Origin of the sequence: Alteromonas sp. 009811495, assembly GCF_028865455.1 — a bacterium.
Classification (GTDB): Bacteria; Pseudomonadota; Gammaproteobacteria; order Enterobacterales; family Alteromonadaceae; genus Alteromonas.
The window spans coordinates 1,148,794-1,170,999 of sequence record NZ_CP113972.1; the positions used below are offsets into that span (position 1 = coordinate 1,148,794).

Genomic DNA, 22,206 nt, shown 5'->3' on the forward strand with positions numbered 1-22,206 from the left:
TATCTTGTTGAAATTATTGTGTAAATAATTTTGGCACATCTTCTGCTTTATCCAGTCATATCTCAATAGCGTCTGCAATTTGACGAGGGTAATATGGCTTTTGAAGGCACACACAATACAACCGACTATTCAGCAAATCGTTTTTTGCACGATGAAATTGACAGTGCGATTGCGCAAAGCGGTAAGTGTAGCTCGAAATCTAATGATATTGCGTCGTTACGACTGCAAGCATCTCGTTTAGAGCATTTGTTGCAAGTAATGCCTGCAGGCGTCATCGTTATTGACGGTAAAGGTATTGTCCGTCAAGCCAACGAGCAAGCTAAAGCCTTGTTAGGTGAACCCCTTGAAGAAGAGGTTTGGCGTAGCATCATCACCCGTTCCTTTAAGCCGCGTGCTGACGATGGCCATGAAGTATCACTGGTTGACGGACGACGGGTAAAGCTTTCAATAACACCCCTTGAAAATGAACCGGGCCAGCTAATAGTTATTACCGATTTGACTGAAACACGGCAGTTACAAGCGCGTGTTAGTCACATGCAGCGCTTGTCTTCATTAGGAAAAATGGTGGCATCACTGGCTCACCAAATAAGAACACCACTTTCTGCTGCCATGTTGTATGCCTCAAACCTCACGCGAAAAGGTCTAGCGGCAGAGGCACAAACTCAGTTTGCAAATAAGTTGTCAGACCGCTTAAAAGAGCTCGAGAGTCAGGTGAACGACATGCTGCTATTTGCTAAATCTGGTGAAGAGCAAGTGGTCGCGCAGATAAGGCTCGCTGAGCTTTTCGCCGCTATTGAGGGGAGTGCCAATACTATGGCAGCTCAACACGCTCAAACGTTATCTTTTTCAGGTTTTGATCAAGACATATCAATAACAGGTAATTTGACGGCATTACAGGGCGCTGTTTTGAATTTGATTCACAATGCCAGCCAAGTAACGCCCAAAAACGAAATGATCAGTATTGAGGCCTGTCACAGCAATGGTCAGTTAACCGTTTCTGTCACTGACCGCGGAGAAGGTGTGCCTCGCTCACTACAAAGAAAAATATTCGAACCTTTCTTTACTACCAAAACGCATGGAACTGGTCTTGGTTTGGCGGTAGTGAAATCTGTTGTTACTGCACATAACGGAAGCTTGAGTGTGAGCAACGTAAAAAATGGCGGCGCTTGCTTTTCGTTAACGCTTCCGTGCAATCCACCCATAGATACACGTCATACCATGACGCAAGTAGCATAAGTATCAGGAGATAATGATGTCTAAAACAACCATTTTGATTGTAGAAGATGACGCAGGCCTCAGAGAGGCACTATTTGATACGCTTTTGTTGGGGAATTATGACGTTGTAGATGCAGACAGTGCAGAAGCCGCGCTGATGGTGCTGTCTTCACGCCACGTTGACCTTGTGGTCAGTGATATCCAAATGGGTGAAATGAGCGGTTTAACGTTGCTCAAAAGCATAAAAGCAAAGTTTCCCAACATGCCTGTCTTATTGATGACGGCTTATGCGACGATTGACGATGCAGTGCAAGCAATGCGCGATGGTGCCACAGATTATTTATCAAAACCTTTTGCTCCTGAGGTGTTACTTAACCTAGTTGGACGTTACGCGCCAGCACAAAAGATAGAATCGCGCACGCCAATTGTTGCTGACCCAACAAGTCTCAAATTACTCGAACTATCACGCAAAGTGGCTAAATCTGATGCAACTGTAATGGTTATGGGGCCTAGTGGTTCGGGTAAGGAAGTGTTGTCACGTTACATTCACGACCAATCACCCCGTTGCGAGGCACCGTTTGTTGCTATCAATTGTGCCGCAATTCCGGAAAATATGTTGGAAGCAACCCTTTTTGGTTACGAAAAAGGGGCGTTTACCGGCGCTATTCAGGCATGTCCTGGTAAGTTTGAACAAGCGCAAGACGGCACGTTGTTATTAGATGAAATCACCGAAATGGACTTAGCGCTACAGGCAAAGCTATTACGAGTATTACAAGAGCGCGAGGTTGAGCGACTTGGTGGGCGTAAGACCGTAAAATTGAATGTGCGAGTTATCGCCACGAGCAACCGAGATTTAAGAAAAGCGGTAGACGCAGGTGAGTTCAGAGAAGACTTATATTACCGATTAAATGTATTTCCAATCGAGTGGCGTCCACTCGCTCAGCGCCCCGGTGACATAGTACCGCTGGCTGAGCATCTAGTGAATAGACACGCCTCATCACAAGGTTTGGGTACAATAAGATTAAGTGCGGCAGCCCGAAACAAGCTTAGTCAGTATAGTTGGCCGGGCAATGTTCGCGAACTAGAGAACGTAGTTCAGCGTGCCCTCATCTTATGTGAGAACGGCGAAATTGATGCCAGCGATCTCATGATTGATGAGGATATTCAGGTAACTATTGATGCGACTCCAGAGCAGGTTGAAGACAACAAGTTAGGTTCAGAGCTTCGCTATCAAGAACATCAAATTATCCTCGATACCTTGGTCTCTTGTAATGGCAAGCGAAAAGATGTCGCAGAAAAGCTAGGTATTAGTCCAAGAACTCTGCGTTACAAGCTTGCGCGCATGAGAGAGGACGGCATCGAAGTGCCTGCTTAGTGTAATACCCCACTCACAATGGCTATAGCCATTGTGTTGCACCTTTTTACTGGTTTCATAGCCGGCCGTCGCCTTTGCAGTTTACTGGGCGGCGGTTTTTTGTTGTTTCTTCCATTCTCGTGTCATAAATTTGGCATTCTTCAGTTTTTCTGTGTTAACTTGTTGATTTTTATCGCTAAATAAAGTTGGCAAGGTGATTGCTAAATCTCTCCTATCTATAAAGAATTCGCCAAATCAGCGGCGTGTTGTGTAAGAACTCTAGGAGTGGTTATGGACGTTAAAGCCAACAGTTTGTATCAAGAAATGCAAAACATGATTGGGCAAACTCGTCTTCAAGTTAATGAGCCTCAGCAGCTTAATGAAATTAACTCATCGGCTAGCGACTTTGCCACCATGCTCAAGCATGCGGTAGACGGCGTCAATAACATGCAGCTGAATTCAAAAGACATGCAACAGCGTTTCGAAATGGGTGATCCGAGCCTAAGTTTGGCAGAAGTCATGCTTGCTAAAGAGAAGTCTGGCATCGCCTTTGAAGCGACTGTACAAGTGCGTAACAAAGTACTTGATGCCTACAAACAAATAATGAATATGCCGGTATAAATGGGGTAGGTTATGGCTGAAGCAACAGGTACAAACTTAACTATTCCAGATCAACATCAATCTGCAGACAACGAGCCAGAAAATAAGTCTGGTTTTATGGACACCTTGGGCAGTACAGACATGATGCGCCAAGTGGCGCTTGTGGTAGTGCTGGTTATCTGCGTTGCCATCGCAATCTTTGTTTTCATATGGTCTCAAGAACCCGACTATCGTCCACTCGCTAAAATGGAGACACAAGAGCTAATAGAAACCCTCGATTACATGGACGCCAATCAGATTGACTACAAGCTTGAGGGTAACACGGTCTATGTGCGTAGTGATGAGTTTCAGAACATCCGCCTAGGTATGACGCGTCAAGGGCTTACTAAAGCGGGTGATTCGGGTACCGACATTATAATGCAAGACATGGGCTTTGGAGTAAGCCAACGTGTAGAAATGGAACGCCTCAAACATGCTCGAGAGCAGCAGATTGCCTCAACTATTGAAGACATCGCGAGTATCCAGAAGGCGCGAGTATTGTTGGCCATGCCAAAAGAGAATGTGTTTGCCCGTCGTGAGAAAAAGGCCTCGGCTACCGTTGTACTCACCGCAAAGCGCGGTTCAGTGATTGCCGGTGAAGAAGTAGATGCAGTGGTTGATATTGTTGCATCAGCAGTCCAAAACATGGAGCCGTCAAAAGTAACGGTTACCGATAGCAATGGTCGTCTGTTAAACTCTGGATCACAAGACTCGATGAGTGCGCGAGCGCGTAAAGAGTACGAAATTGAACGTCAGCGCGAACAAGAATATCTTGAGAAAATCGATGCCATTCTTATTCCTGTACTAGGCATTGGCAATTATACTGCGCAAGCTGATGTCACCATGGACTTTACCGCCATGGAACAAACGCAACGTAGCTATAACCCTGATTTACCTGCAGTGCGCAGTGAAATGATCATGGAAGAAAATAGTGTGGGTGGTGGTGTTGGCGGCATTCCTGGCGCACTATCAAACCAACCGCCATTAGACTCAACAATTCCTGAAAACCCTGGCTCAGCCAGTCAGCAGACCATGCCAGGGCGAACAGCCAAAGAATCGACTCGTAACTACGAGCTCGACACCACAATTAGCCATACTAAAAAACAAACGGGTGTTATTCGTAGACTTAGCGTATCTGTGGCGGTTGATTACACGCAAGTTGCAGGTGAAGACGGCGCGATAACACCAACACCACGTAAGCAGGAAGAAATACTTAATATTCGCAGATTATTACAAGGCGGTATTGGCTTCGATGTAACGCGAGGGGACTCGCTAGAAGTGGTAAGCGTACCCTTTACTCGTATGGATGCAGGCGAGATAGAAGATGTACCTTTGTGGGAGCAGCCAGGTTTTCTACCAATTCTTAAGCTAGTTATTGGTGGGTTAGTTATAATAGTACTTATCATTTTTGTGATTCGTCCAATGCTACGCCGTTTAATTAACCCTGATGAGTCGAATGACGCAGAAGAGTTTGATGCGGATGAAGGTTTAGATCTTGGTGATGATACAATAAGCATGCTGACCTCAGAATTCGATGAAGGTCAAGTCGGCTTTGCACCGGATGGCTCGTTAATGTTGCCAGACCTACACAAAGATGAAGATGTGCTTAAAGCAGTAAGAGCACTTGTAGCGAATGAACCAGAACTCTCAGCCCAAGTAGTGAAGGGCTGGTTGATGCAAGACGAGTAGTGAGAGAGTAATTATGGCTGAAGAACTCGCCAAGGTTGAAGAACCATCATACGACGTCAGTAAATTAGAAGGCGTCGAAAAAGCTGCAATCTTACTATTGAGTTTGTCTGAAGAAGATGCAGCACAAATTTTAAAACACTTAGAGCCAAAGCAAGTACAGAAACTGGGTACTGAAATGGCCAAAGTGGATGATATGACGCAGACAAAAATAACTGCGGTACACAAACACTTTATCGAAGAAATTCAGAACTACAGCACCATTGGTTTCCAAAGCCAAGACTTTGTTAAACGGGCACTAACCGCGGCACTTGGTGAAGATAAAGCGGCTAACCTAATTGATCAAATATTGATGGGAAGCGGTGCCAAAGGTCTCGATTCACTTAAATGGATGGATTCGAAGCAGGTTGCCAGCATCATTAGAAATGAGCACCCGCAGATCCAAACCATTGTATTGTCTTACCTTGAGCCAGAGCAAAGTGCAGAAATTTTGGCGCAGTTCCCAGAGAAAGTGCGCTTAGATCTCCTCATGCGAATTGCTAACCTTGAAGAAGTTCAACCGGCGGCACTACAAGAACTGAACGAAATTATGGAGAAACAGTTTGCGGGTCAAGCGGGTACACAAGCAGCCAAAATGGGCGGCTTGAAGTCGGCGGCAAACATCATGAACTACCTAGATACTGCAATCGAAGGGCAGTTAATGGATGCTATCCGCGAGCAAGATGAAGAAATGAGCCAGCAAATCCAAGACCTTATGTTTGTCTTTGACAACTTGGTGGATGTCGATGATAAAGGCATTCAAGCCATATTGCGTGAAGTACAACAAGATGCGCTACTTAAAGCCATTAAAGGTGCGGACGAAGAGCTTAAAGATAAGATCATGCGCAACATGTCTAAACGTGCTGCTGAGATGCTTAACGATGACCTTGAAGCACTCGGTCCTGTACGTATTAGTGAAGTGGAAACCGCTCAAAAAGAAATCTTGTCTGTGGCTCGCCGCCTGTCTGACTCTGGTGAAATTATGCTTGGCGGCGGTGGCGGCGAAGAATTCCTGTAAGCGAATAGATGTGGTTGGTCACTAGCCAAACTGGGCGAGTGCCACGGCGTAAAAGTCAGGTAAAAGAATGACGGCAAAGAAAAGTTTTTCAGAAAGCGAAGCAAGTGAAGCTAAAAAGTGGGATTTACCTTTTGTGGACGACCCTCATGCGCCACGAGATAACGAACCCACTAACGCGCTAAATCGCCGTTCTGATTGGAAATACGAGCCCCCCGAAGAAGAGGAAGAGATCTTACCGCCCACGGCACAAGAAATAGAAGCTATTCGACAAGCAGCTTTCGACGAAGGACACCTAGAGGGTAAGACAACAGGCTTTGATGAAGGTAAAGCCGAAGGATTAGAAAAAGGGTACGCCGAAGGGTTAGAGAAAGGACAGGCAGAAGGACTATCGCAAGGGTTGGAAGAGGGAAGGCAGCAAGTTGCTACTCAAGCTGAGGTGTGGCAACTATTGGCGGAGAAACTTCATGATCCCTTATCGCAAGTTAACGATGAAACCCGTGATCAGCTTGTAAAACTCGCAGTTACATTGGCTAAAGCGGTGATTAAAACAGAAGTTACCACTAACACGCAGGTTATCCAGCAAGCATTAAGTGAAGGGATTAAAGCGCTTCCTATCAACCAAACTGAATATCAAATACACATGCACCCTGAAGATATCGCCGTTGTGCAAGCGCATTTTGGTGAAGAAGAGATTGCAAAAAAAGGCTGGAACTTTATCGAATCTGCGGCAATGGAACGAGGAGGTTGTGACATCGCGACAGCTCATAATGCGGTTGACGTCTCGATTGAACGGCGCTGTCGCGACGTTATCGAACAATTCCTTTTAAACCAAGGTCTATCAAATGACTAGCCCTTGGCACAATCATTTTGAGTCATTGACCAAACAGGTTACCTCTCCTCCCGTGGTCGCTGCTGGCAAATTAGTGCGAGGCATAGGACTAACGCTAGAAGCGGTTGGCTGCCAATTACCGGTTGGAAGTCAATGCTTGGTTCAGACCATCGAAGGCGAAATTGAAGCTGAAGTTGTTGGCTTTGGCGATGACATCACCTATCTAATGCCCACAGAAGCCGTGCGCGGTATTGTGCCAGGTAGCCGCGTTATGCCGCTTAATCGACAAAGCGGATTACCTGTTGGCATGGGGTTACTCGGCCGAGTAGTGGATGGAAATGGCCAACCCCTTGATGGTTTAGGTGCAATTGAGGCAGAAGCTCGCGCGCCGACGACACGCCCACCTATGAACCCGCTTATTCGCCGCCCCATTAATACACCAATGGATGTTGGCGTACGGGCAATCAACGCCCTTAATACCGTGGGTGTTGGGCAACGTATGGGGCTATTTGCTGGTAGTGGTGTTGGTAAAAGTGTTTTGCTTGGCATGATGACGCGAGGCTGCGAAGCCGATGTTGTCGTTGTTGGGCTTGTTGGCGAACGGGGTCGAGAAGTAAAAGAGTTCATCCATGAAATTTTAACCGAAGAAGAACGACAACGGGCAGTGGTTGTTGCAGCGCCGGCCGATACCTCCCCACTGATGCGACTAAAGGGCTGTGAAACAGCAGTGACTATCGCCGAGTATTTTCGCGACAAAGGCATGAAGGTACTCTTATTAATTGATTCACTGACGCGATACGCCATGGCGCAACGTGAAATAGCGCTTGCAGTGGGTGAGCCGCCTGCAACGAAAGGCTATCCGCCATCAGTGTTTGCACGCTTACCTGCGCTGGTGGAGCGTGCAGGGAATGGGAGTGAGCGACAAGGTTCAATAACGGCGTTTTACACCGTACTGACAGAAGGTGATGACCTCCAAGATCCTATTGCTGATGCCGCGCGCGCCATTTTAGATGGTCACGTTGTTTTGTCACGAACCTTAGCGGACAGTGGTCACTATCCTGCGATAGATATCGAAGCATCTATCAGCCGCGTAATGCCTATGGTGGTAAGTGAAGAGCATCAGTTGATGGCGCGAAGAATTAGGCAGGTATACTCGAACTACAAGCAAAACCAAGATCTCATCTCAATTGGCGCCTATGCGAAGGGCTCTGATCCTCGCATCGACTTAGCAATCCGTGCAGAGCCGGCGATTAATGCGTTTTTGCAGCAGGGTATGAAGCAAGTACTGCCTTATGACGAAAGTTTAGAAGGTATGGCCGCTCTTGCCAAAGGCCTTGGGCAAGGTTAAGGGTAAGTTGTGACTCGCTATGTCTAAACAACTAGAACGTCTTGCAGAGTTTGAAAAAGAAAAAGAAGAACGTGAGGCGCGTTTCTATCAACAAGCTCAGCAAAATGTAAATCAACAAAAGCAAAAACTGTCTAGTCTCGAACAATACCGCATCGACTATATAAAAGGCATTCAACAAACAGGTCAAGGTGGTGTAACGGCTACTTACTACCAGCAACATCTGTCATTTGTGGGCAAATTAGACAAAGCGTGTGAACAACAGATGCAAGTTATTGCACGAGCGAAAATGGCGGCAGATCAGCGCAAGCAGATGTGGCTTAAGCAGCAGCAAAAGGTAAAGGCCGTTAATTTACTGCTGGATAAAAAGAAAGTGGCAGCACAACGCAAAGCGGCAAAGGAAGAGCAAGCAATGATGGACGAGTTTGCCACCCAGCGATTTTATCGCGCCAAGAATTCGCCTTTCTAAAATTTTTACTATTTTACTGATTTATAACACTATTTGTACCTATGTTGATGTGATTTTGATGGCGCTCTCCCATTTAAATACCAGTTGGCGCGCCCTTTGCAGTGCCTCTTTAAAGACGATTATTGAAACCATTACGAAGAACAAACGGATGAGTCTTTGCGGTATGGCCGCAAAGCGCCAAGTCGGGCGCAGTACCTTATTGTAAGCGCCTGTATATATTGTACAAATGCCTTTCAAACGCTGTTACCACACGTTTATAAAAGTGCTATCTAAGTAGGACGGTAGAAGATTATGCAACAAGTTGCCGCACAGAAAACAGACATTGCCGCTTTGCCTTTTGCTGCAAGCAGCACAGCTCAAGCTGTTGAAGCTGGAATTGACGGAAAAGCCGAAAGCCAAAAAGGCAATGGGTTTGATAGTCTTTACCAAGTTGCAAAAACTCAGGTAAACCAGGCAGAGCCAAAGCGAACTTCACCGTCCTCAAATACACCTGCAAATACAACTCATTCTGTAGTTCGCGAAGGGAAGGACAAGGATGCTGGGCATACCAATTTACCAAGTGACGAGAAGGTCTCAGACGCACCAACACCAACTCACGAAACAGAAGTAAAGGCAAAGCCCGCGAGTGGTGTGCTTGGAGAAGACAACTCAGAATCGCCTGAGCTAGCGCAGCACAATGAAAGCGAAGATGTCGTTCAGCCACAGGATACGCTTGAAGTGGAGGGGGATGTCGTCGTTAGTCACCGTACCGAGACAACGTATATTCTGGGTGAGGGCGGGAAAAAAGATCCTGATGCTGGCGTCATCACTACGCCCGGTACACCCGACGGTAAGCCAGATAAAGAAGAGTCGGGAGAGCCTGACTGGATAGCTTATGTGGAAACCATTGCTAATCGTCAAAAAGACAGCGCCGCCGACGGGTCATCACAAAACAATGTAACCAGCGCAACTGATTTGGATGGCGTTATAAAAGTTAAGGAGAGTGGCAGACTTTGGAAGCTACCTGAAGACGTAGATAGCGAGTCGGTTGACTCTGTCTTAGCGCATTTATTGTCACAATTGCAAACCGCTAAGGAGCAAGGCGCGAGCGACAGTGAGTCATTAAATGCTGTGGGGGATGAACTGTTAAATACACTACGTACGTTAGGTGATTTATTGCGAGGTAGTAACCGCAAAGACGGTGAGCCTGAACACAATGAGCAGCAAGCGGTTCAAAGTGAGCTCACTACCATCACAGATACTAACGTAAAAAACGAAGACGACTTAGCTTCGCTAATTGCGCAGTTACTCAACACAGAGCAGACGGAGTCTAGCCAAGCAACGAGTACCGCTGAAACAAGAATGATTGAAGGTGACTCCTCTGAGTCGTTGAGCCTTACCGCTGAAGAAGAGTTTATTCTTAGCCTTATTCAACAGGCTGCTAATGTCGACGGTAGTGAAACGAGTGAAGGGGCTGAGGGGAGTGATAGTGCTAGCCGTTTGGAAGCGCTGTTAGCGCAAGCAACTGAACAAGCCAAAGCAACAGACGGTAAACAGAGCGGTGGTAGCGAAATTAAAGCAGGTAATGAAAACAATGCAAATGACGTGTCGATAGGGGCTGATGATGCAGCGGGTTCATTACTCAATGCAATTGCTAAGCTTCCTACAGAAACTGCGCAAAAGGCTACTGAAGCGTTAGCCGACCGAATAGTGGCGACTATGCCAAACGGTGCTCAACAGCAAAGTGTTAAGGCTAATATTATTGCGGGCATCAACGAATTCCAGCAGCAAGTTCAGCAAGGCAGAGAGCCTGGAATTGACCTGTCTGCCATTGTTGCGGATGCTGCTAAAGAAGCCGCGGTATCATCTGATGTGGCGGCAAGCTTAACAGCGCGTGTAGATAGTCAGGCTTCTCAGTTTTTACAGTTGATGAATACAACACAGCAAAGTGTTCATCAGGTAATGCAGGGGCAATTGGCACAAGTTGATACCGTTATGAACGAAAACAATCAGCTGCGCGCCGAGGCGTCAAAATCACAGCAGCAGTTCGAAGGTTTCGACAAGGCTGTCAATATTCATAAGCCTGAAGGGCAGCAACAGCTCAATGAGAAGATTCGTTGGATGGTAAACGCGCGCAATACCATGGCCGAAATTCGACTTGACCCACCTGAACTTGGCAGCATGCAGGTTCGCGTAAATGTGGCAGGTGATGCCGCAAGTGTAAGTTTTATTGTTCAATCGCAACAGGCCAAAGAGGCCCTAGCTGATGCAATGCCTAAGCTAAGGGATATGTTGCAAGAACAGGGCATCGAGTTAGGTGATGCGCAGGTAAGAAAAGACAATTCATCAAGCGGTGAAAATGGCCAGCAACTTGCAAATAACAATGACGGAAGTTCATCGGGTCGAGGAAACCGTGGAAATAATGACGGTATGGACGACGAAATGGGTGGAACCAGCGTGATTGAGCAGTCAGTTACGCGAGAGTTAAAAGGCGGTATCGATTTTTATGCATAAAATTTGTCCGCTTGATATGCGTTAGCAATTGGTAGCATGGTTATACTGCGCGCAAACTGCTATTTTTGAGGTGTTGCTTACAGAGTATTTGATGGGTAAAACATTGCCATTTTTGGCCGAAACCCGATAATACGGTTTTTCGCGTTTTAATTGATGAGTTGCACATGGCTGAAGAAGAATTACAAGTAGAGGAAGGTGGTAAAGGCAAAAGCAAGATGATGTTAATCATCATTATTGCGGTGGTTTTAGTGGGTGGTGGTGCCGCGGCGTACTTTTTGCTGTTTGCCGGTGGTGATGAGCCAGCAGCCGAACAACTTGCTGAAGCCGATGCCGCTGCAGCACCCGCGAGCGCGACAGCTGGTGGTAAAGCAGAAATGGGTACCGCGCTTTATGTTGCCATGCCTAGGCCGTTTGTTTTCAATGTGCCGGGAAGTGGCCGAGACAGACTTGTGCAAATTAAAGTTCAGCTTTTGGTACGAGGCTCCGATAACGAAGAATTGGCAAAGACACATATTCCGCTTATCGAAGGGACCTTGCTTCAGGCATTTAGTATGTCAAATGCAGACGATCTTATTACCGAAGCTGGCAAAATTGAATTGCGCGAGCAAGCGGTGAGTGAAGTGCAAAAAGCACTCCAAGAAATTGAAGGCAAAGATGTTGTCGAACGTGTGCTTTTCACTGGCTTTGTCATGCAGTAACGCTGTGACAATTCTCAAGTGGCTAATCACACATTTAAATAGGTAAATACTGTGAGTGATTTATTATCTCAAGACGAAATCGATGCCCTGTTACACGGGGTAGATGATGTCGAGGAAGATGAAGTTGGCGGTGGAGGCGACTCCGATGCGTCTACACTAGAATACGACTTCTCCTCACAGGATAGAATTGTGCGTGGGCGCATGCCTACGCTGGAAATCGTGAATGAACGTTTTGCTCGTCACATGCGAGTGAGCTTGTTCAATATGATGCGCCGGTCTGCTGAAGTATCGATAAACGGTATTCAAATGATCAAGTTTGGCGAATATATTCATACGCTATTTGTGCCTACCAGTCTTAACATGGTTCGTTTTCGTCCCTTAAAAGGCACGGGACTTATCACCATGGAAGCCCGTTTGGTGTTTATCTTGGTAGATAACTTTTTTGGTGGTGACGGACGTTATCACGCAAAAATTGAAGGCCGTGAATTCACACCAACAGAGCGCCGCATTATTCAGATGCTGCTTAAAATCATCTTCGAAGATTATAAAGAAGCATGGGCACCGGTTATGGACGTATCTTTTGAATATCTTGATTCAGAAGTAAACCCAGCCATGGCAAACATTGTTAGTCCTACCGAAGTGGTTGTAATCAGCTCATTCCATATTGAGCTAGATGGTGGCGGTGGCGATTTCCACGTGTCACTACCATACTCAATGCTAGAGCCTATTCGAGAATTACTCGACGCCGGTGTGCAAAGTGATAAAGAAGACACGGATCTGCGCTGGAGCAAGGCGCTGCGTGATGAAATTATGGATGTGAAAGTGGCGCTGACCACGCACATGCTTGATGTGAATGTACCACTAAGAGAAGTCATGGAATTTAAACCCGGTGATATTATCCCGGTTGAGATGCCCGAGACGATTACGGTACTCATTGAAGATTTACCTACGTTCAGAGCGAAGTTAGGTCGTTCGCGCGATAACCTAGCACTGAAAATAGTGGAAAAAATTGCAAGACCGACTTCTGTGAAGTCTGAGCTACAGTTATTAACCCGTGGCGGGCGCATTATTGATAATGATGCCGAGCTACAAGTACTCGAAGAAGACCTGTAAGGTAAAGGGGAGTTCCCATGAGTGAAGACGGTATGGACGATTGGGCAGCGGCAATGGCCGAACAAGCCGAGTCAGAAGCTGAACAAGATGGCGACAACGGCGACGTTCAGGTTGCTGAACTAGACGAGTTGACCGATGATGCTCCTATTACTCAGGAAGAGAAAAAGAAGCTGGATACTATTTTAGATATTCCGGTGACTATTTCGATGGAAGTAGGTCGTAGTCAAATTAGTATTCGAAATCTGCTACAGTTGAACCAGGGTTCTGTGGTGGAGCTGGATCGTGTTGCCGGTGAGCCATTAGATGTTTTAGTAAATGGCACGTTGATTGCTCATGGTGAAGTAGTAGTGGTCAACGACAAATTCGGTATTCGATTAACGGATGTTATTAGTCAAATTGAGAGAATCAAGAAGCTCAGATAAAACTTCTTATTTACTAAGGGGTTGCGCAATGCTGCCCCTGTTATTTAGCCAAGTTGCTGGCGCCCAATCTACCCAATCCATTACCAATCCCACATCGGTACTGTCAATTTTTCTATCGCTTTTACTGGTCGTCGCTATTATTTTTGCGCTTGCTTATATAATGCGTCGGTTTAATGTCACCGCCATGGGCAGTGGGCAAATGAAAGTGGTAGCAAGCATGGTGGCTGGTGCCAAAGAAAAAATCATGGTCATTCAAGTTGGGGATGAACAGCACCTTATCGGCGTTACCAGTCACAATATCTCCCATTTAAGCAAGTTGGAGAAAAACCTGGACGTACCTTCAAAAGGGATGGGGACAACTGCAGCAGGGGGCGGTGACGCCTTTAAACAAAAGTTGGTCGCTGCGATGGCAGGCAAATTGAACCCTGATATCAATAAGAAAAATCAAAAGGACGAATCTTCCGATGCGTAAGTTTGCGTTGTTAACTTTTGCCGTATTTGCTCTTTTTTTCATGGTAGAGCCAGTATACGCACAACAAGGTATCTCTGCCGTTACCGTTACCACCAATGCTGATGGGACCCAAGACTACAGCATGACATTACAAGCGTTGTTTATCATGACAGCGCTAAGTCTAATACCTGCATTTATCATGATGATGACCTCGTTTACGCGCATTATCGTGGTGTTGTCCATTTTACGTCAGGCTATCGGGTTACAACAGTCACCCTCAAATCAGATCCTCATTGGCGTAAGCTTGTTTCTTTCTATGTTCATTATGGCGCCGGTGTTTGAAGAGGTGAACGAAAGAGCATTACAACCCTACCTTAATGAGGCTATGACCAGTAAAGAGGCATTTGAACAGGCCAAAGGGCCTATGCGTGCGTTTATGCTATCGCAAACTCGCGTAAAAGACTTGGAGACCTTTGTACGCATTGCTGGTGATGAAGGCAAATATGCCGATACTGAAGAGGTCCCCTTAACTATTTTAATCCCAGCTTTTGTAACCAGTGAATTAAAGACTGCCTTTCAAATTGGGTTTATGTTGTTCATTCCATTTCTGATCATAGACTTAGTTGTAGCGTCAATTCTAATGGCAATGGGTATGATGATGTTGTCACCCATGATTGTATCGCTGCCGTTTAAACTTATGTTGTTTGTGTTAGTTGATGGGTGGAATCTTATTTTCGGTACCCTTGCCACCAGTTTCGGTATGGGCGTCTAGGAGGGCTTATGTCACCAGAAGTCTTTGTCGAAATACTCCGTGAGGCAATGTACATGGTAATTGTACTCGTGTCGGCGGTAATTGTACCGAGCCTTATTGTTGGTCTTGTTGTAGCGGTATTTCAAGCCGCAACCAGTATTAACGAACAGACAATGAGCTTTCTGCCTCGTCTATTAGTGACCTTGTTGGCTCTCAGTTGGGGCGGCAACTGGCTGGTACAGCAGCTCATGGACTTTACGTTTCGCATGGTTGATTTAATTCCACAAGTTGTGGGTTAAGGCTTTTCTTACGTGGACGTTGAACTATCCGTTATTAACCAATTTTTAGCCGACATGCTGCTTCCGTTTATGCGTATTAGTGGCTTATTCGTTGCTATGATTGGGTTAAGTGCTAAGTCGATTCCACCACAGGTACGTGCACTGTTGGGTATTATGCTGACGCTAATCATCATGCCCGTTGTTCCACCGTCTCCGATTAATAATTTGGTCGATGTGGGTACGTTTGTGGTGGTTATTCAGCAGCTTGTCATTGGTGTTGCTATTGGTTTTATTTCTATGATGGTTCTCAACACCTTTGTACTAGCCGGTCAAGTTATTGCTATGCAAACCGGTTTGGGCTTTGCCTCGATTGTCGACCCAGTTAATGGTATTAACGTACCAGCGGTAGGTCAGTTTTATCTTATTTTAGCGACGCTGTTGTTTTGGACGCTTGACGGCCACTTATCCATGATCCATATGATTGTGATGAGCTTCGAGGCGTTTCCTATTGGTGAAGCATGGTGGACAGGTGAGCAATTCAGAGACATTGCACATTGGGCTGGCTGGATGTTCGTATCGGCATTGACCTTATCCCTCGCGCCTATTGTGTCGTTGCTTATTGTAAATTTGGCGTTTGGCGTTATGACCAAAGCGGCGCCACAGCTCAACATTTTTAGTATTGGTTTCTCGATTGCTCAGGTAATGGGGTTAATTATTATTTGGATAACACTCGATAATTTTACCGCTCACTTTGAAACCCAATGGTTTCGCGCTGAACAGTTTATGTGTGAGCTATTAAATATTTGTCCTTAAATAAGACAAGTCGCGGTAGAAATTGTTCGCGGAAAATGACAGGTTTGCGAGCAAGCTAAATGAAAAACTAGTCGAGAGGAGCGGGGCGACTTGCAAGCCTTCCACCGCATGGATGCGGTGGCAGAGCGCCCAAGGATGGGTTTACAGCGTGCTTGTAAGTTGCTCTGCTCCTATCGCAACAAAGGCAAATAGAGCAAACAAATGGCAGATTCAAGCGAAAAAACAGAAGACCCCACGGGGAAAAAACTCGATGATGCCCGGAAAAAAGGGCAGATTGCGCGATCCCGTGAACTCTCAACCACCCTAGTATTAGTGGTGAGTGCTTTCATGTTCCTGTTTCTCGGCGGCTGGATAGCCGAGTCGGTGTTTAAACTGACACAGCGCATGTTTATTCTTTCTCGCGATGAAACCTATGACACTACCCATATGTTCGGTGCATGGGGCGAAGCCTTTTCTACTATAAGTGCGCCTGTTCTGCTGTATATGGTCGTGGCCATGATAGCGGGAATTTATGGGTCAATAGCCCTTGGTGGTTATAACTTTACGTGGGAAGGAGCGAAACCCAAAGGGTCCAAAATGAGCCCAATCCAAGGGTTTAAGCGCATGTTTGGCATGAATGGCTTGGTTGAGTTACTCAAGTCCATCGCCAAAGTTGTGCTTATTATTGGCATGGCCATTGGGGCGCTATTGTACTTTCAAGATGAAGCACTCCACCTTGATATGGAGTTGTATCCCGGCAATATCTTTCACGCCCTTGATATGCTTAAGTGGGCATTTCTTATTCTTGCTTGCGGTATGATCCCCATTGCCATTATTGATGTGCCATATCAGATGTATAAGCACAACAAAGAAATGAAAATGACCAAGCAAGAGGTTAAAGACGAGCGCAAAAATGCCGAGGGCGACCCTATGGTTAAAGGCCGTATTCGTCGTTTGCAGTATCAAGCTGCCACTAAACGCATGATGCAGGAAGTCCCAAAAGCCGACGTGGTAGTAACTAACCCAACGCACTTCTCGGTTGCTATAAAATATGATGAAAGCGGCAACCGCGCCCCTGTTGTCGTGGCGAAAGGGGCTGATGAACTTGCCATGCATATAAGAAAAATTGCTACCGCAAACGATGTCCCTCTTATCCCTTCGCCTATGCTTGCTCGTGCTATCTTTTACTCTACCGAAGTCGATGAAGAAGTACCTAATGCGCTGTTTATGGCAGTGGCGCAAGTGCTTGCCCATGTTTATCAGCTTAAAGCGCACCGCGCTGGTAAGGGGAAACGACCCAGACCACTCAAACGGGATTTGCCTATACCACCTGAATACAGGCGGTAATTTCTAGGGGGGATTCCCGTCGTTTTATTTATCCAACGCGACTGTGGTAGCTATTCATCAAAGCTGGCACGTTAGTTGAAATGTTCCTATCAGAATAGTGAAAAGCGTCAATTTTCTGATAGTGAGACAGTAAGCGATGCAGTTATCCGGTTATCTTCAGCGTTTCGACAAAAATCAGCTGCAAAATTTTACCAGTGGTTTAGGTGCGCCAATCGTACTTTTGGCAATTATGGGCATGGTAATTCTACCTATGCCGCCGTTCTTGTTAGACGTACTCTTCAGTTTTAATATTGCACTTTCCCTTGTCATCATATTGGTCGCGGTGCTTACACAGCGTCCTGTCGACTTTGGTATTTTCCCTTTAGTACTCCTTATTGCGACCGTTTTGCGACTGGCGCTTAACGTGGCATCTACCCGTGTAGTACTCCTATATGGACACGAAGGCGGCGACGCTGCCGGTAAGGTAATTGAAGCATTTGGCGCGGTGGTTATTGGCGGTAACTATGCGGTGGGTATCGTGGTGTTTGCTATCTTGCTCATTATCAACTTTAAAGTGGTAACCGCAGGTGCAGGTCGTATTTCAGAAGTAAGTGCTCGCTTTACTCTTGATGCTATGCCAGGTAAGCAAATGGCAATTGATGCTGACTTGAACGCTGGGTATATCGACCAAGATCAAGCGCGCCAACGTCGTGAAGAAATTACCGCAGAAGCCGACTTTTACGGTTCGATGGACGGTGCGTCAAAATTTGTAAAAGGCGATGCGGTAGCGGGCCTTTTCATTATGCTCATCAATATAGTTGGTGGGTTATTCATTGGTATGATTCAGCATGATCTTACATTTGGAAACGCCATTGAAATTTACACTATCCTGACTATCGGTGACGGTCTTGTCGCGCAAATTCCATCGCTACTTTTGTCAGTCGCAACCGCGATTATCGTTACTCGTGAAAACGAAACTCAGGAGATGGGCAAAGAGATACGTGGTCAACTTGGTAATAATCAAGCCTTGTATATTGCCGCTGGTGTACTTTTTGTTATGGGTATTATTCCTGGCATGCCCCACGTTGCGTTTCTTGGTTTCTCTTTTTTGATTGCAGGCTTTGCTTATTGGCAATCACTACAAGAGAAGAAAAAAGCTGCCGAGCCTAAAGTCCCTGACGTGGTTAAGGATGAAACCGTTGCGCCAGAAGTCAAAGAGCTGGGTTGGGATGATGTACAGCAAGTCGATACCATTGGGTTAGAAGTTGGCTATCGCCTTATCCCGCTTGTCGATAAGTCACAAGGTGGCGAGTTATTAACACGCATTAAAGGCGTGCGTAAAAAATTGTCGCAAGAACTCGGGTTTCTTATTCCTCCTGTACATATTCGCGATAACCTCGATTTAGAACCAAATACTTACACTATTGCCATGCTCGGCGTGACCATTGGCGACTCACTCATTAGTCACGACGAGGAGCTTGCGATTAATCCAGGGCAGGTGTTCGGCAAGCTTGAAGGACGCGCAACGAAAGATCCCGCTTTTGGGCTCGATGCTGTATGGATAAAACCGAATAAGCGCGAGCATGCTCAAACACTCGGTTATACTGTGGTCGATGCCGCAACGGTTGTGGCAACCCATTTGAGTCAGCTTCTGACTAATAATGCCTATCAACTATTAGGTCATGAAGAAGCTCAGCAACTTCTTGATATGTTGGCAAAACAGCATCCTAAACTTGTTGAAGGACTGGTGCCGGATATTTTACCGCTTAGTACCGTAGTTAAAGTATTGCAAACGTTGCTATTCGAAGGCGTACCAATTCGTGATATGCGTACTATTGTTCAAACTTTAAGTGAGTATGGTACGCGTAGCCAAGACCCTGATGTACTGGTATCTGCAGTACGTATTTCGTTGAAACGACTGATTGTTCAAGAGATTACACAAGGCGCCAAAGAGATACCTGTCATAACCTTGGCGCCAGAGTTGGAACAGATGTTGCACCAGTCTCTTCAAGCGGGCGGTGAAGATGGTGCTGGCATAGAGCCAGGACTAGCAGACAAGTTGCAAAAATCATTGCAACAAGCCAGTCAGCAGCAGGAGCTCGAAGGCGAACCTGCGGTATTGCTGACGTCAGGCATGCTAAGACCTGTGCTGTCACGCTTCTTAAAGTATTCAGTTGTTGGGCTCCACGTACTTTCGTACCAAGAAGTGCCTGATGATAAGCAGATAAAAATAGTCAGTTCGGTCGGTCAATAATCTGACACTGAGCGATTGGAGAGGTTGCAATGAAAATAAGACGTTTCTTCGGCAAAGATATGCGTGAGGCGTTAAGCCAAGTAAAAGCTGAGTTGGGTAGCGATGCGGTTATCATGTCAAACCGCAAAGTGGCTGACGGTATTGAGCTTGTTGCAGCTTACGATAAAGAGCCAGAGGCTAAGTTGTCAGTGCCAAAACCCGCCTCTAAAGCGCCCGGTCAGAAAGCTGTTCCTAGCTTAAGTGAAATCATCGGTGATGACGGCCCAGACAGTTTAAAAGCGCTACTTGAAAAGCAACATGGTTCAAGCGCTCAGCCGCAAAGCCAAAAAGATACCTCTGCCAATGCGCAGCATGCTAATGAAATTGCATCGCACCTTAACTTTTCTGATGACTTTATTGATGAAGTTGAAGCTGCTCAGCCTCAACCTCAATCCCGTGCGAGCCGCTATGAGCAAGCAGATGCGTTTCCTTCACATCAAGCATCAAGCATAGATGAAACTGCGCCTAATCAATCAGACGAACTTGCTCAAATCAAAGAAGAACTCGCCTCGCTAAGAAACGTCTTGCAATATCAGGTGGCTGATTTGATGGAAGCGAAGAATAAGCGTCAAAAACCCGTTCATCAATATTTGATAACGCGTTTAACCGATATGGGTTTAAGTCATGCGCTTGCGACTCAGCTAATAAATTACACGCCTGCTCACTACAATGAGCGCGAAGCGTGGGTTTACCTTCTTAACCTATTGGCTAATCGCATAAATGTAACAGGTAACGATATACTTACCGCACAAGGCGCTGTTGCATTGGTGGGTCCTACTGGAACGGGAAAGACAACCACGGTAGCAAAATTGGCTGCGCGATATGCCCAAAAGTACGGCCCAGAATCAGTGGCAATGATCACCATTGATACGTACAGAATAGCTGCGTTTGAACAACTGGCTACTTACGGAAAGATAATTGGCTGTACAGTAAGAAAAGCACAAACCAGCGAAGAGTTAGCAGATTTACTTTTCCAACTGCGTCACAAGCGTCTAGTATTGATTGATACAGCAGGGTTTAGTCAGCGAGATAGCCGTTTGATTAAACAAATTAAGCAATTTGACAATGGTCAAATGCCACAAGTGAAAAAATATTTGGTAGCGCAGGCAAATACACAATATCCTGCACTGCAAAGAATAATTAAAGCGTATGATGAAATTGAACTAAGTGGCTGTATTTTCACAAAGTTAGATGAGTGCTACTCTTTAGGAGAGGTGCTTAGTGCTGCAGTTGAGTACCAGTTACCGGTTAGTTATGTCACCGATGGGCAAAAAGTACCAGAAGACATTAAGATTGCAGAAGCAAAATCTTTGGTTTCTGCTGCTGCAAAGCTTTATAAAAAGTACGGTTTGAATCATACTAGTAGTAACAACGCCATTAAAACAGCATAAGCAGTATGATTGACGACCAAGCGAGTAGCTTAAGAAAAATGAAGCAATCAAGGTTAATCAAAGTTATTGCCGTCACCGGAGGTAAAGGTGGCGTCGGTAAAACAAATATTACACTAAACACCGCCATTGCTATGGCTAAGCAGGGTAAGCGTGTAATGGTTCTCGATGCAGACCTAGGTCTGGCTAATGTCGATGTGATGTTAGGTCTTCGCGTCGAGAAAAATCTTTCTCACGTATTATCGGGTGAATGCACGCTTGATGAGGTACTCGTCACTGGTCCGCATGGAATCAAGATTGCGCCAGCGACATCGGGTACACAGTCAATGGCAGAGTTATCACCTACTCAGCATGCGGGTTTAATACGCGCCTTTAGTGAATTACGTTCACAAATTGATGTTCTCATCGTCGATACCGCAGCGGGTATCTCAGACATGGTATTAAGCTTTTCTAAAGCGTCGCAGGATATTATGGTTGTAGTGTGCGACGAGCCTACATCATTAACTGACGCTTACGCGCTGATCAAAATTTTGAATCGCGAACACGGTGTGTTTCGATTTAAAGTGGTCGCCAATATGGTGCGCGACGTGCGGGAAGGGCAAGAGCTGTTTAGTAAATTAAGTAAAGTAACAGGTCGATTTTTGGATGTTGCACTAGAATTAGTGGCAACTGTCCCGTTTGATGAAAATATTCGTAAAGCGGTACGCAAACAAACCGCTATCGTCGATGCCTACCCAGGTTCGCCTGCTGCCGTTGCAATTACTCAACTGGCTAACAAGGCATTGTCATGGCCAATCCCGGCTCAGCCAGGTGGTCATTTAGAGTTTTTTATTGAACAGTTGGTTGCAGAGAAAGCAGTAGGAAATCAGCGTTGAATAGCAAGGCAGCAGCTTATCAACAACAAACCGATAAGTCGCAGTTAGTCGAACGACATGCGCCTTTGGTTAAACGTATCGCTCATCACTTGATGGCGCGTTTGCCCGCTAGTGTACTTGTTGACGATTTAATTCAATCAGGCATGATTGGTTTATTAGAAGCTGCTCGCAATTTTGACGGCTCGAAAGGTGCGAGCTTTGAAACCTTTGCGGGTATTCGTATCCGCGGTGCTATGCTGGACGAGATTCGAAAAGGCGATTGGACGCCGCGGTCAGTGCATCGCAACGGTCGCGCGATAACAGAAGCCATTTCGCAAGTAGAAGGCGAGACTGGACGCGATGCCAGAGATTCTGATATTGCTGCTAAACTCAATGTGAGTTTGCAGGACTATCATCAAATGTTGAATGAAGTAAATGCTGGTAAGTTGGTTGGCATTGAAGATTTAGGTGTGTCTGAGGACGTTATTTCGACTGAACAAAATCGGGGTAGCGACGCACCACTTGAAGACTTGATGCAAGGTGCTTTCCAAAAGGCGTTAGCCCATGCGATTACAACATTACCTGAACGAGAAGCTATCGTGCTTTCTTTATACTATGATGAAGAGCTAAACCTACGAGAAATAGGTGAAGTACTTGATGTTAGTGAATCGAGAGTAAGCCAAATTCACAGTCAGGCCATGTTAAAACTCAAATCACGAATGAAGTCGTGGCAAGCTGACGAAGAATAGATAT

At 45.9% G+C, this 22,206-nt stretch carries 21 protein-coding genes; all 21 read left to right on the plus strand.

From position 1 onward, the window contains the following. Positions 1-93 precede the first annotated feature (93 nt). The 21 genes from OZ660_RS05215 (at position 94) to OZ660_RS05315 (ending at position 22,202) form a co-directional block, all read left to right on the plus strand. Positions 94-1,236 carry a sensor histidine kinase gene (locus OZ660_RS05215; protein WP_274742797.1) on the plus strand — a complete coding sequence of 381 codons (1,143 nt, stop codon included), beginning with the start codon at positions 94-96 and terminating at the stop codon, positions 1,234-1,236. Positions 1,237-1,252: 16 nt separating this feature from the next. Continuing rightward, complete coding sequence (locus tag OZ660_RS05220; protein ID WP_159623610.1) at positions 1,253-2,590, plus strand: sigma-54-dependent transcriptional regulator; 1,338 nt, start codon at positions 1,253-1,255, stop codon at positions 2,588-2,590. Between the two features lie 270 nt (positions 2,591-2,860). Further along, positions 2,861-3,190 (plus strand): flagellar hook-basal body complex protein FliE, encoded by a 330-nt coding sequence (gene fliE / locus OZ660_RS05225; protein ID WP_159623504.1) that lies wholly within the window; start codon positions 2,861-2,863, stop codon positions 3,188-3,190. Positions 3,191-3,202: 12 nt separating this feature from the next. Beyond that, positions 3,203-4,897 carry a flagellar basal-body MS-ring/collar protein FliF gene (gene fliF / locus OZ660_RS05230; RefSeq protein ID WP_274742798.1) on the plus strand — a complete coding sequence of 565 codons (1,695 nt, stop codon included), beginning with the start codon at positions 3,203-3,205 and terminating at the stop codon, positions 4,895-4,897. 13 nt (positions 4,898-4,910) lie between these two features. After that, positions 4,911-5,951: a flagellar motor switch protein FliG gene (gene fliG, locus OZ660_RS05235; RefSeq protein WP_274742799.1), complete on the plus strand. Its 1,041-nt coding sequence runs from the start codon at positions 4,911-4,913 to the stop codon at positions 5,949-5,951. Positions 5,952-6,018: 67 nt separating this feature from the next. Further along, complete coding sequence (fliH, locus tag OZ660_RS05240) at positions 6,019-6,801, plus strand: flagellar assembly protein FliH (protein WP_274742800.1); 783 nt, start codon at positions 6,019-6,021, stop codon at positions 6,799-6,801. Next, positions 6,794-8,128, plus strand: a complete 1,335-nt coding sequence (fliI, locus tag OZ660_RS05245) for a flagellar protein export ATPase FliI (protein WP_159623500.1) — start codon at positions 6,794-6,796, stop codon at positions 8,126-8,128. Before fliH ends, fliI begins: the two co-directional genes overlap by 8 nt. A 19-nt stretch (positions 8,129-8,147) precedes the next feature. Next, the gene (gene fliJ / locus OZ660_RS05250) at positions 8,148-8,594 is read left to right on the plus strand and encodes a flagellar export protein FliJ (RefSeq protein WP_159623499.1); all 447 of its coding nucleotides are present in this window, start codon (positions 8,148-8,150) and stop codon (positions 8,592-8,594) included. A gap of 291 nt (positions 8,595-8,885) precedes the next feature. Next, positions 8,886-11,087 carry a flagellar hook-length control protein FliK gene (locus OZ660_RS05255; protein WP_274742801.1) on the plus strand — a complete coding sequence of 734 codons (2,202 nt, stop codon included), beginning with the start codon at positions 8,886-8,888 and terminating at the stop codon, positions 11,085-11,087. Positions 11,088-11,251: 164 nt separating this feature from the next. Then, the gene (fliL, locus tag OZ660_RS05260; RefSeq protein ID WP_159623497.1) at positions 11,252-11,785 is read left to right on the plus strand and encodes a flagellar basal body-associated protein FliL; all 534 of its coding nucleotides are present in this window, start codon (positions 11,252-11,254) and stop codon (positions 11,783-11,785) included. Positions 11,786-11,836: 51 nt separating this feature from the next. After that, a complete protein-coding gene (gene fliM / locus OZ660_RS05265; protein ID WP_159623495.1) occupies positions 11,837-12,898 on the plus strand; it encodes a flagellar motor switch protein FliM in 1,062 nt (353 codons plus the stop codon). Positions 12,899-12,915: 17 nt separating this feature from the next. Then, a complete protein-coding gene (gene fliN, locus OZ660_RS05270) occupies positions 12,916-13,320 on the plus strand; it encodes a flagellar motor switch protein FliN (RefSeq protein WP_159623493.1) in 405 nt (134 codons plus the stop codon). Between the two features lie 28 nt (positions 13,321-13,348). Continuing rightward, on the plus strand, positions 13,349-13,792 hold the full coding sequence (fliO, locus tag OZ660_RS05275) for a flagellar biosynthetic protein FliO (protein WP_274742802.1): 444 nt from the start codon (positions 13,349-13,351) through the stop codon (positions 13,790-13,792). Positions 13,793-13,832: 40 nt separating this feature from the next. After that, positions 13,833-14,543 carry a flagellar type III secretion system pore protein FliP gene (gene fliP, locus OZ660_RS05280; RefSeq protein WP_446698968.1) on the plus strand — a complete coding sequence of 237 codons (711 nt, stop codon included), beginning with the start codon at positions 13,833-13,835 and terminating at the stop codon, positions 14,541-14,543. An 8-nt stretch (positions 14,544-14,551) separates the two neighbouring features. Further along, on the plus strand, positions 14,552-14,821 hold the full coding sequence (fliQ, locus tag OZ660_RS05285) for a flagellar biosynthesis protein FliQ (protein WP_131092542.1): 270 nt from the start codon (positions 14,552-14,554) through the stop codon (positions 14,819-14,821). Between the two features lie 12 nt (positions 14,822-14,833). Continuing rightward, entirely contained in the window at positions 14,834-15,613 is a 780-nt protein-coding gene (gene fliR / locus OZ660_RS05290; RefSeq protein ID WP_274742804.1) for a flagellar biosynthetic protein FliR, read from the plus strand. Between the two features lie 201 nt (positions 15,614-15,814). Then, on the plus strand, positions 15,815-16,939 hold the full coding sequence (flhB, locus tag OZ660_RS05295; RefSeq protein WP_274742805.1) for a flagellar biosynthesis protein FlhB: 1,125 nt from the start codon (positions 15,815-15,817) through the stop codon (positions 16,937-16,939). Positions 16,940-17,075: 136 nt separating this feature from the next. After that, complete coding sequence (gene flhA, locus OZ660_RS05300; RefSeq protein ID WP_274742806.1) at positions 17,076-19,172, plus strand: flagellar biosynthesis protein FlhA; 2,097 nt, start codon at positions 17,076-17,078, stop codon at positions 19,170-19,172. Between the two features lie 29 nt (positions 19,173-19,201). After that, the gene (gene flhF, locus OZ660_RS05305) at positions 19,202-20,602 is read left to right on the plus strand and encodes a flagellar biosynthesis protein FlhF (protein ID WP_274742807.1); all 1,401 of its coding nucleotides are present in this window, start codon (positions 19,202-19,204) and stop codon (positions 20,600-20,602) included. Positions 20,603-20,607: 5 nt separating this feature from the next. Further along, positions 20,608-21,474 carry a MinD/ParA family protein gene (locus tag OZ660_RS05310; RefSeq protein WP_159623477.1) on the plus strand — a complete coding sequence of 289 codons (867 nt, stop codon included), beginning with the start codon at positions 20,608-20,610 and terminating at the stop codon, positions 21,472-21,474. Next, entirely contained in the window at positions 21,471-22,202 is a 732-nt protein-coding gene (locus tag OZ660_RS05315; RefSeq protein ID WP_202264200.1) for an RNA polymerase sigma factor FliA, read from the plus strand. Before OZ660_RS05310 ends, OZ660_RS05315 begins: the two co-directional genes overlap by 4 nt. The last annotated feature ends 4 nt before the right edge of the window (positions 22,203-22,206 follow it).

Coding starts and splice junctions, on each gene's coding strand:
- fliG (WP_274742799.1), top strand. CDS start 4,911: ATGGCTGAAGAACTCGCCAAGGTTGAAGAACCATCATACGACGTCAGT.
- fliN (WP_159623493.1), top strand. CDS start 12,916: ATGAGTGAAGACGGTATGGACGATTGGGCAGCGGCAATGGCCGAACAA.
- flhB (WP_274742805.1), top strand. CDS start 15,815: ATGGCAGATTCAAGCGAAAAAACAGAAGACCCCACGGGGAAAAAACTC.
- fliQ (WP_131092542.1), top strand. CDS start 14,552: ATGTCACCAGAAGTCTTTGTCGAAATACTCCGTGAGGCAATGTACATG.
- flhF (WP_274742807.1), top strand. CDS start 19,202: ATGAAAATAAGACGTTTCTTCGGCAAAGATATGCGTGAGGCGTTAAGC.
- OZ660_RS05310 (WP_159623477.1), top strand. CDS start 20,608: ATGATTGACGACCAAGCGAGTAGCTTAAGAAAAATGAAGCAATCAAGG.
- fliI (WP_159623500.1), top strand. CDS start 6,794: ATGACTAGCCCTTGGCACAATCATTTTGAGTCATTGACCAAACAGGTT.
- fliO (WP_274742802.1), top strand. CDS start 13,349: ATGCTGCCCCTGTTATTTAGCCAAGTTGCTGGCGCCCAATCTACCCAA.
- fliP (WP_446698968.1), top strand. CDS start 13,833: ATGGTAGAGCCAGTATACGCACAACAAGGTATCTCTGCCGTTACCGTT.
- OZ660_RS05220 (WP_159623610.1), top strand. CDS start 1,253: ATGTCTAAAACAACCATTTTGATTGTAGAAGATGACGCAGGCCTCAGA.
- fliF (WP_274742798.1), top strand. CDS start 3,203: ATGGCTGAAGCAACAGGTACAAACTTAACTATTCCAGATCAACATCAA.
- fliL (WP_159623497.1), top strand. CDS start 11,252: ATGGCTGAAGAAGAATTACAAGTAGAGGAAGGTGGTAAAGGCAAAAGC.
- fliJ (WP_159623499.1), top strand. CDS start 8,148: ATGTCTAAACAACTAGAACGTCTTGCAGAGTTTGAAAAAGAAAAAGAA.
- OZ660_RS05215 (WP_274742797.1), top strand. CDS start 94: ATGGCTTTTGAAGGCACACACAATACAACCGACTATTCAGCAAATCGT.
- flhA (WP_274742806.1), top strand. CDS start 17,076: ATGCAGTTATCCGGTTATCTTCAGCGTTTCGACAAAAATCAGCTGCAA.
- OZ660_RS05255 (WP_274742801.1), top strand. CDS start 8,886: ATGCAACAAGTTGCCGCACAGAAAACAGACATTGCCGCTTTGCCTTTT.
- fliH (WP_274742800.1), top strand. CDS start 6,019: ATGACGGCAAAGAAAAGTTTTTCAGAAAGCGAAGCAAGTGAAGCTAAA.
- fliE (WP_159623504.1), top strand. CDS start 2,861: ATGGACGTTAAAGCCAACAGTTTGTATCAAGAAATGCAAAACATGATT.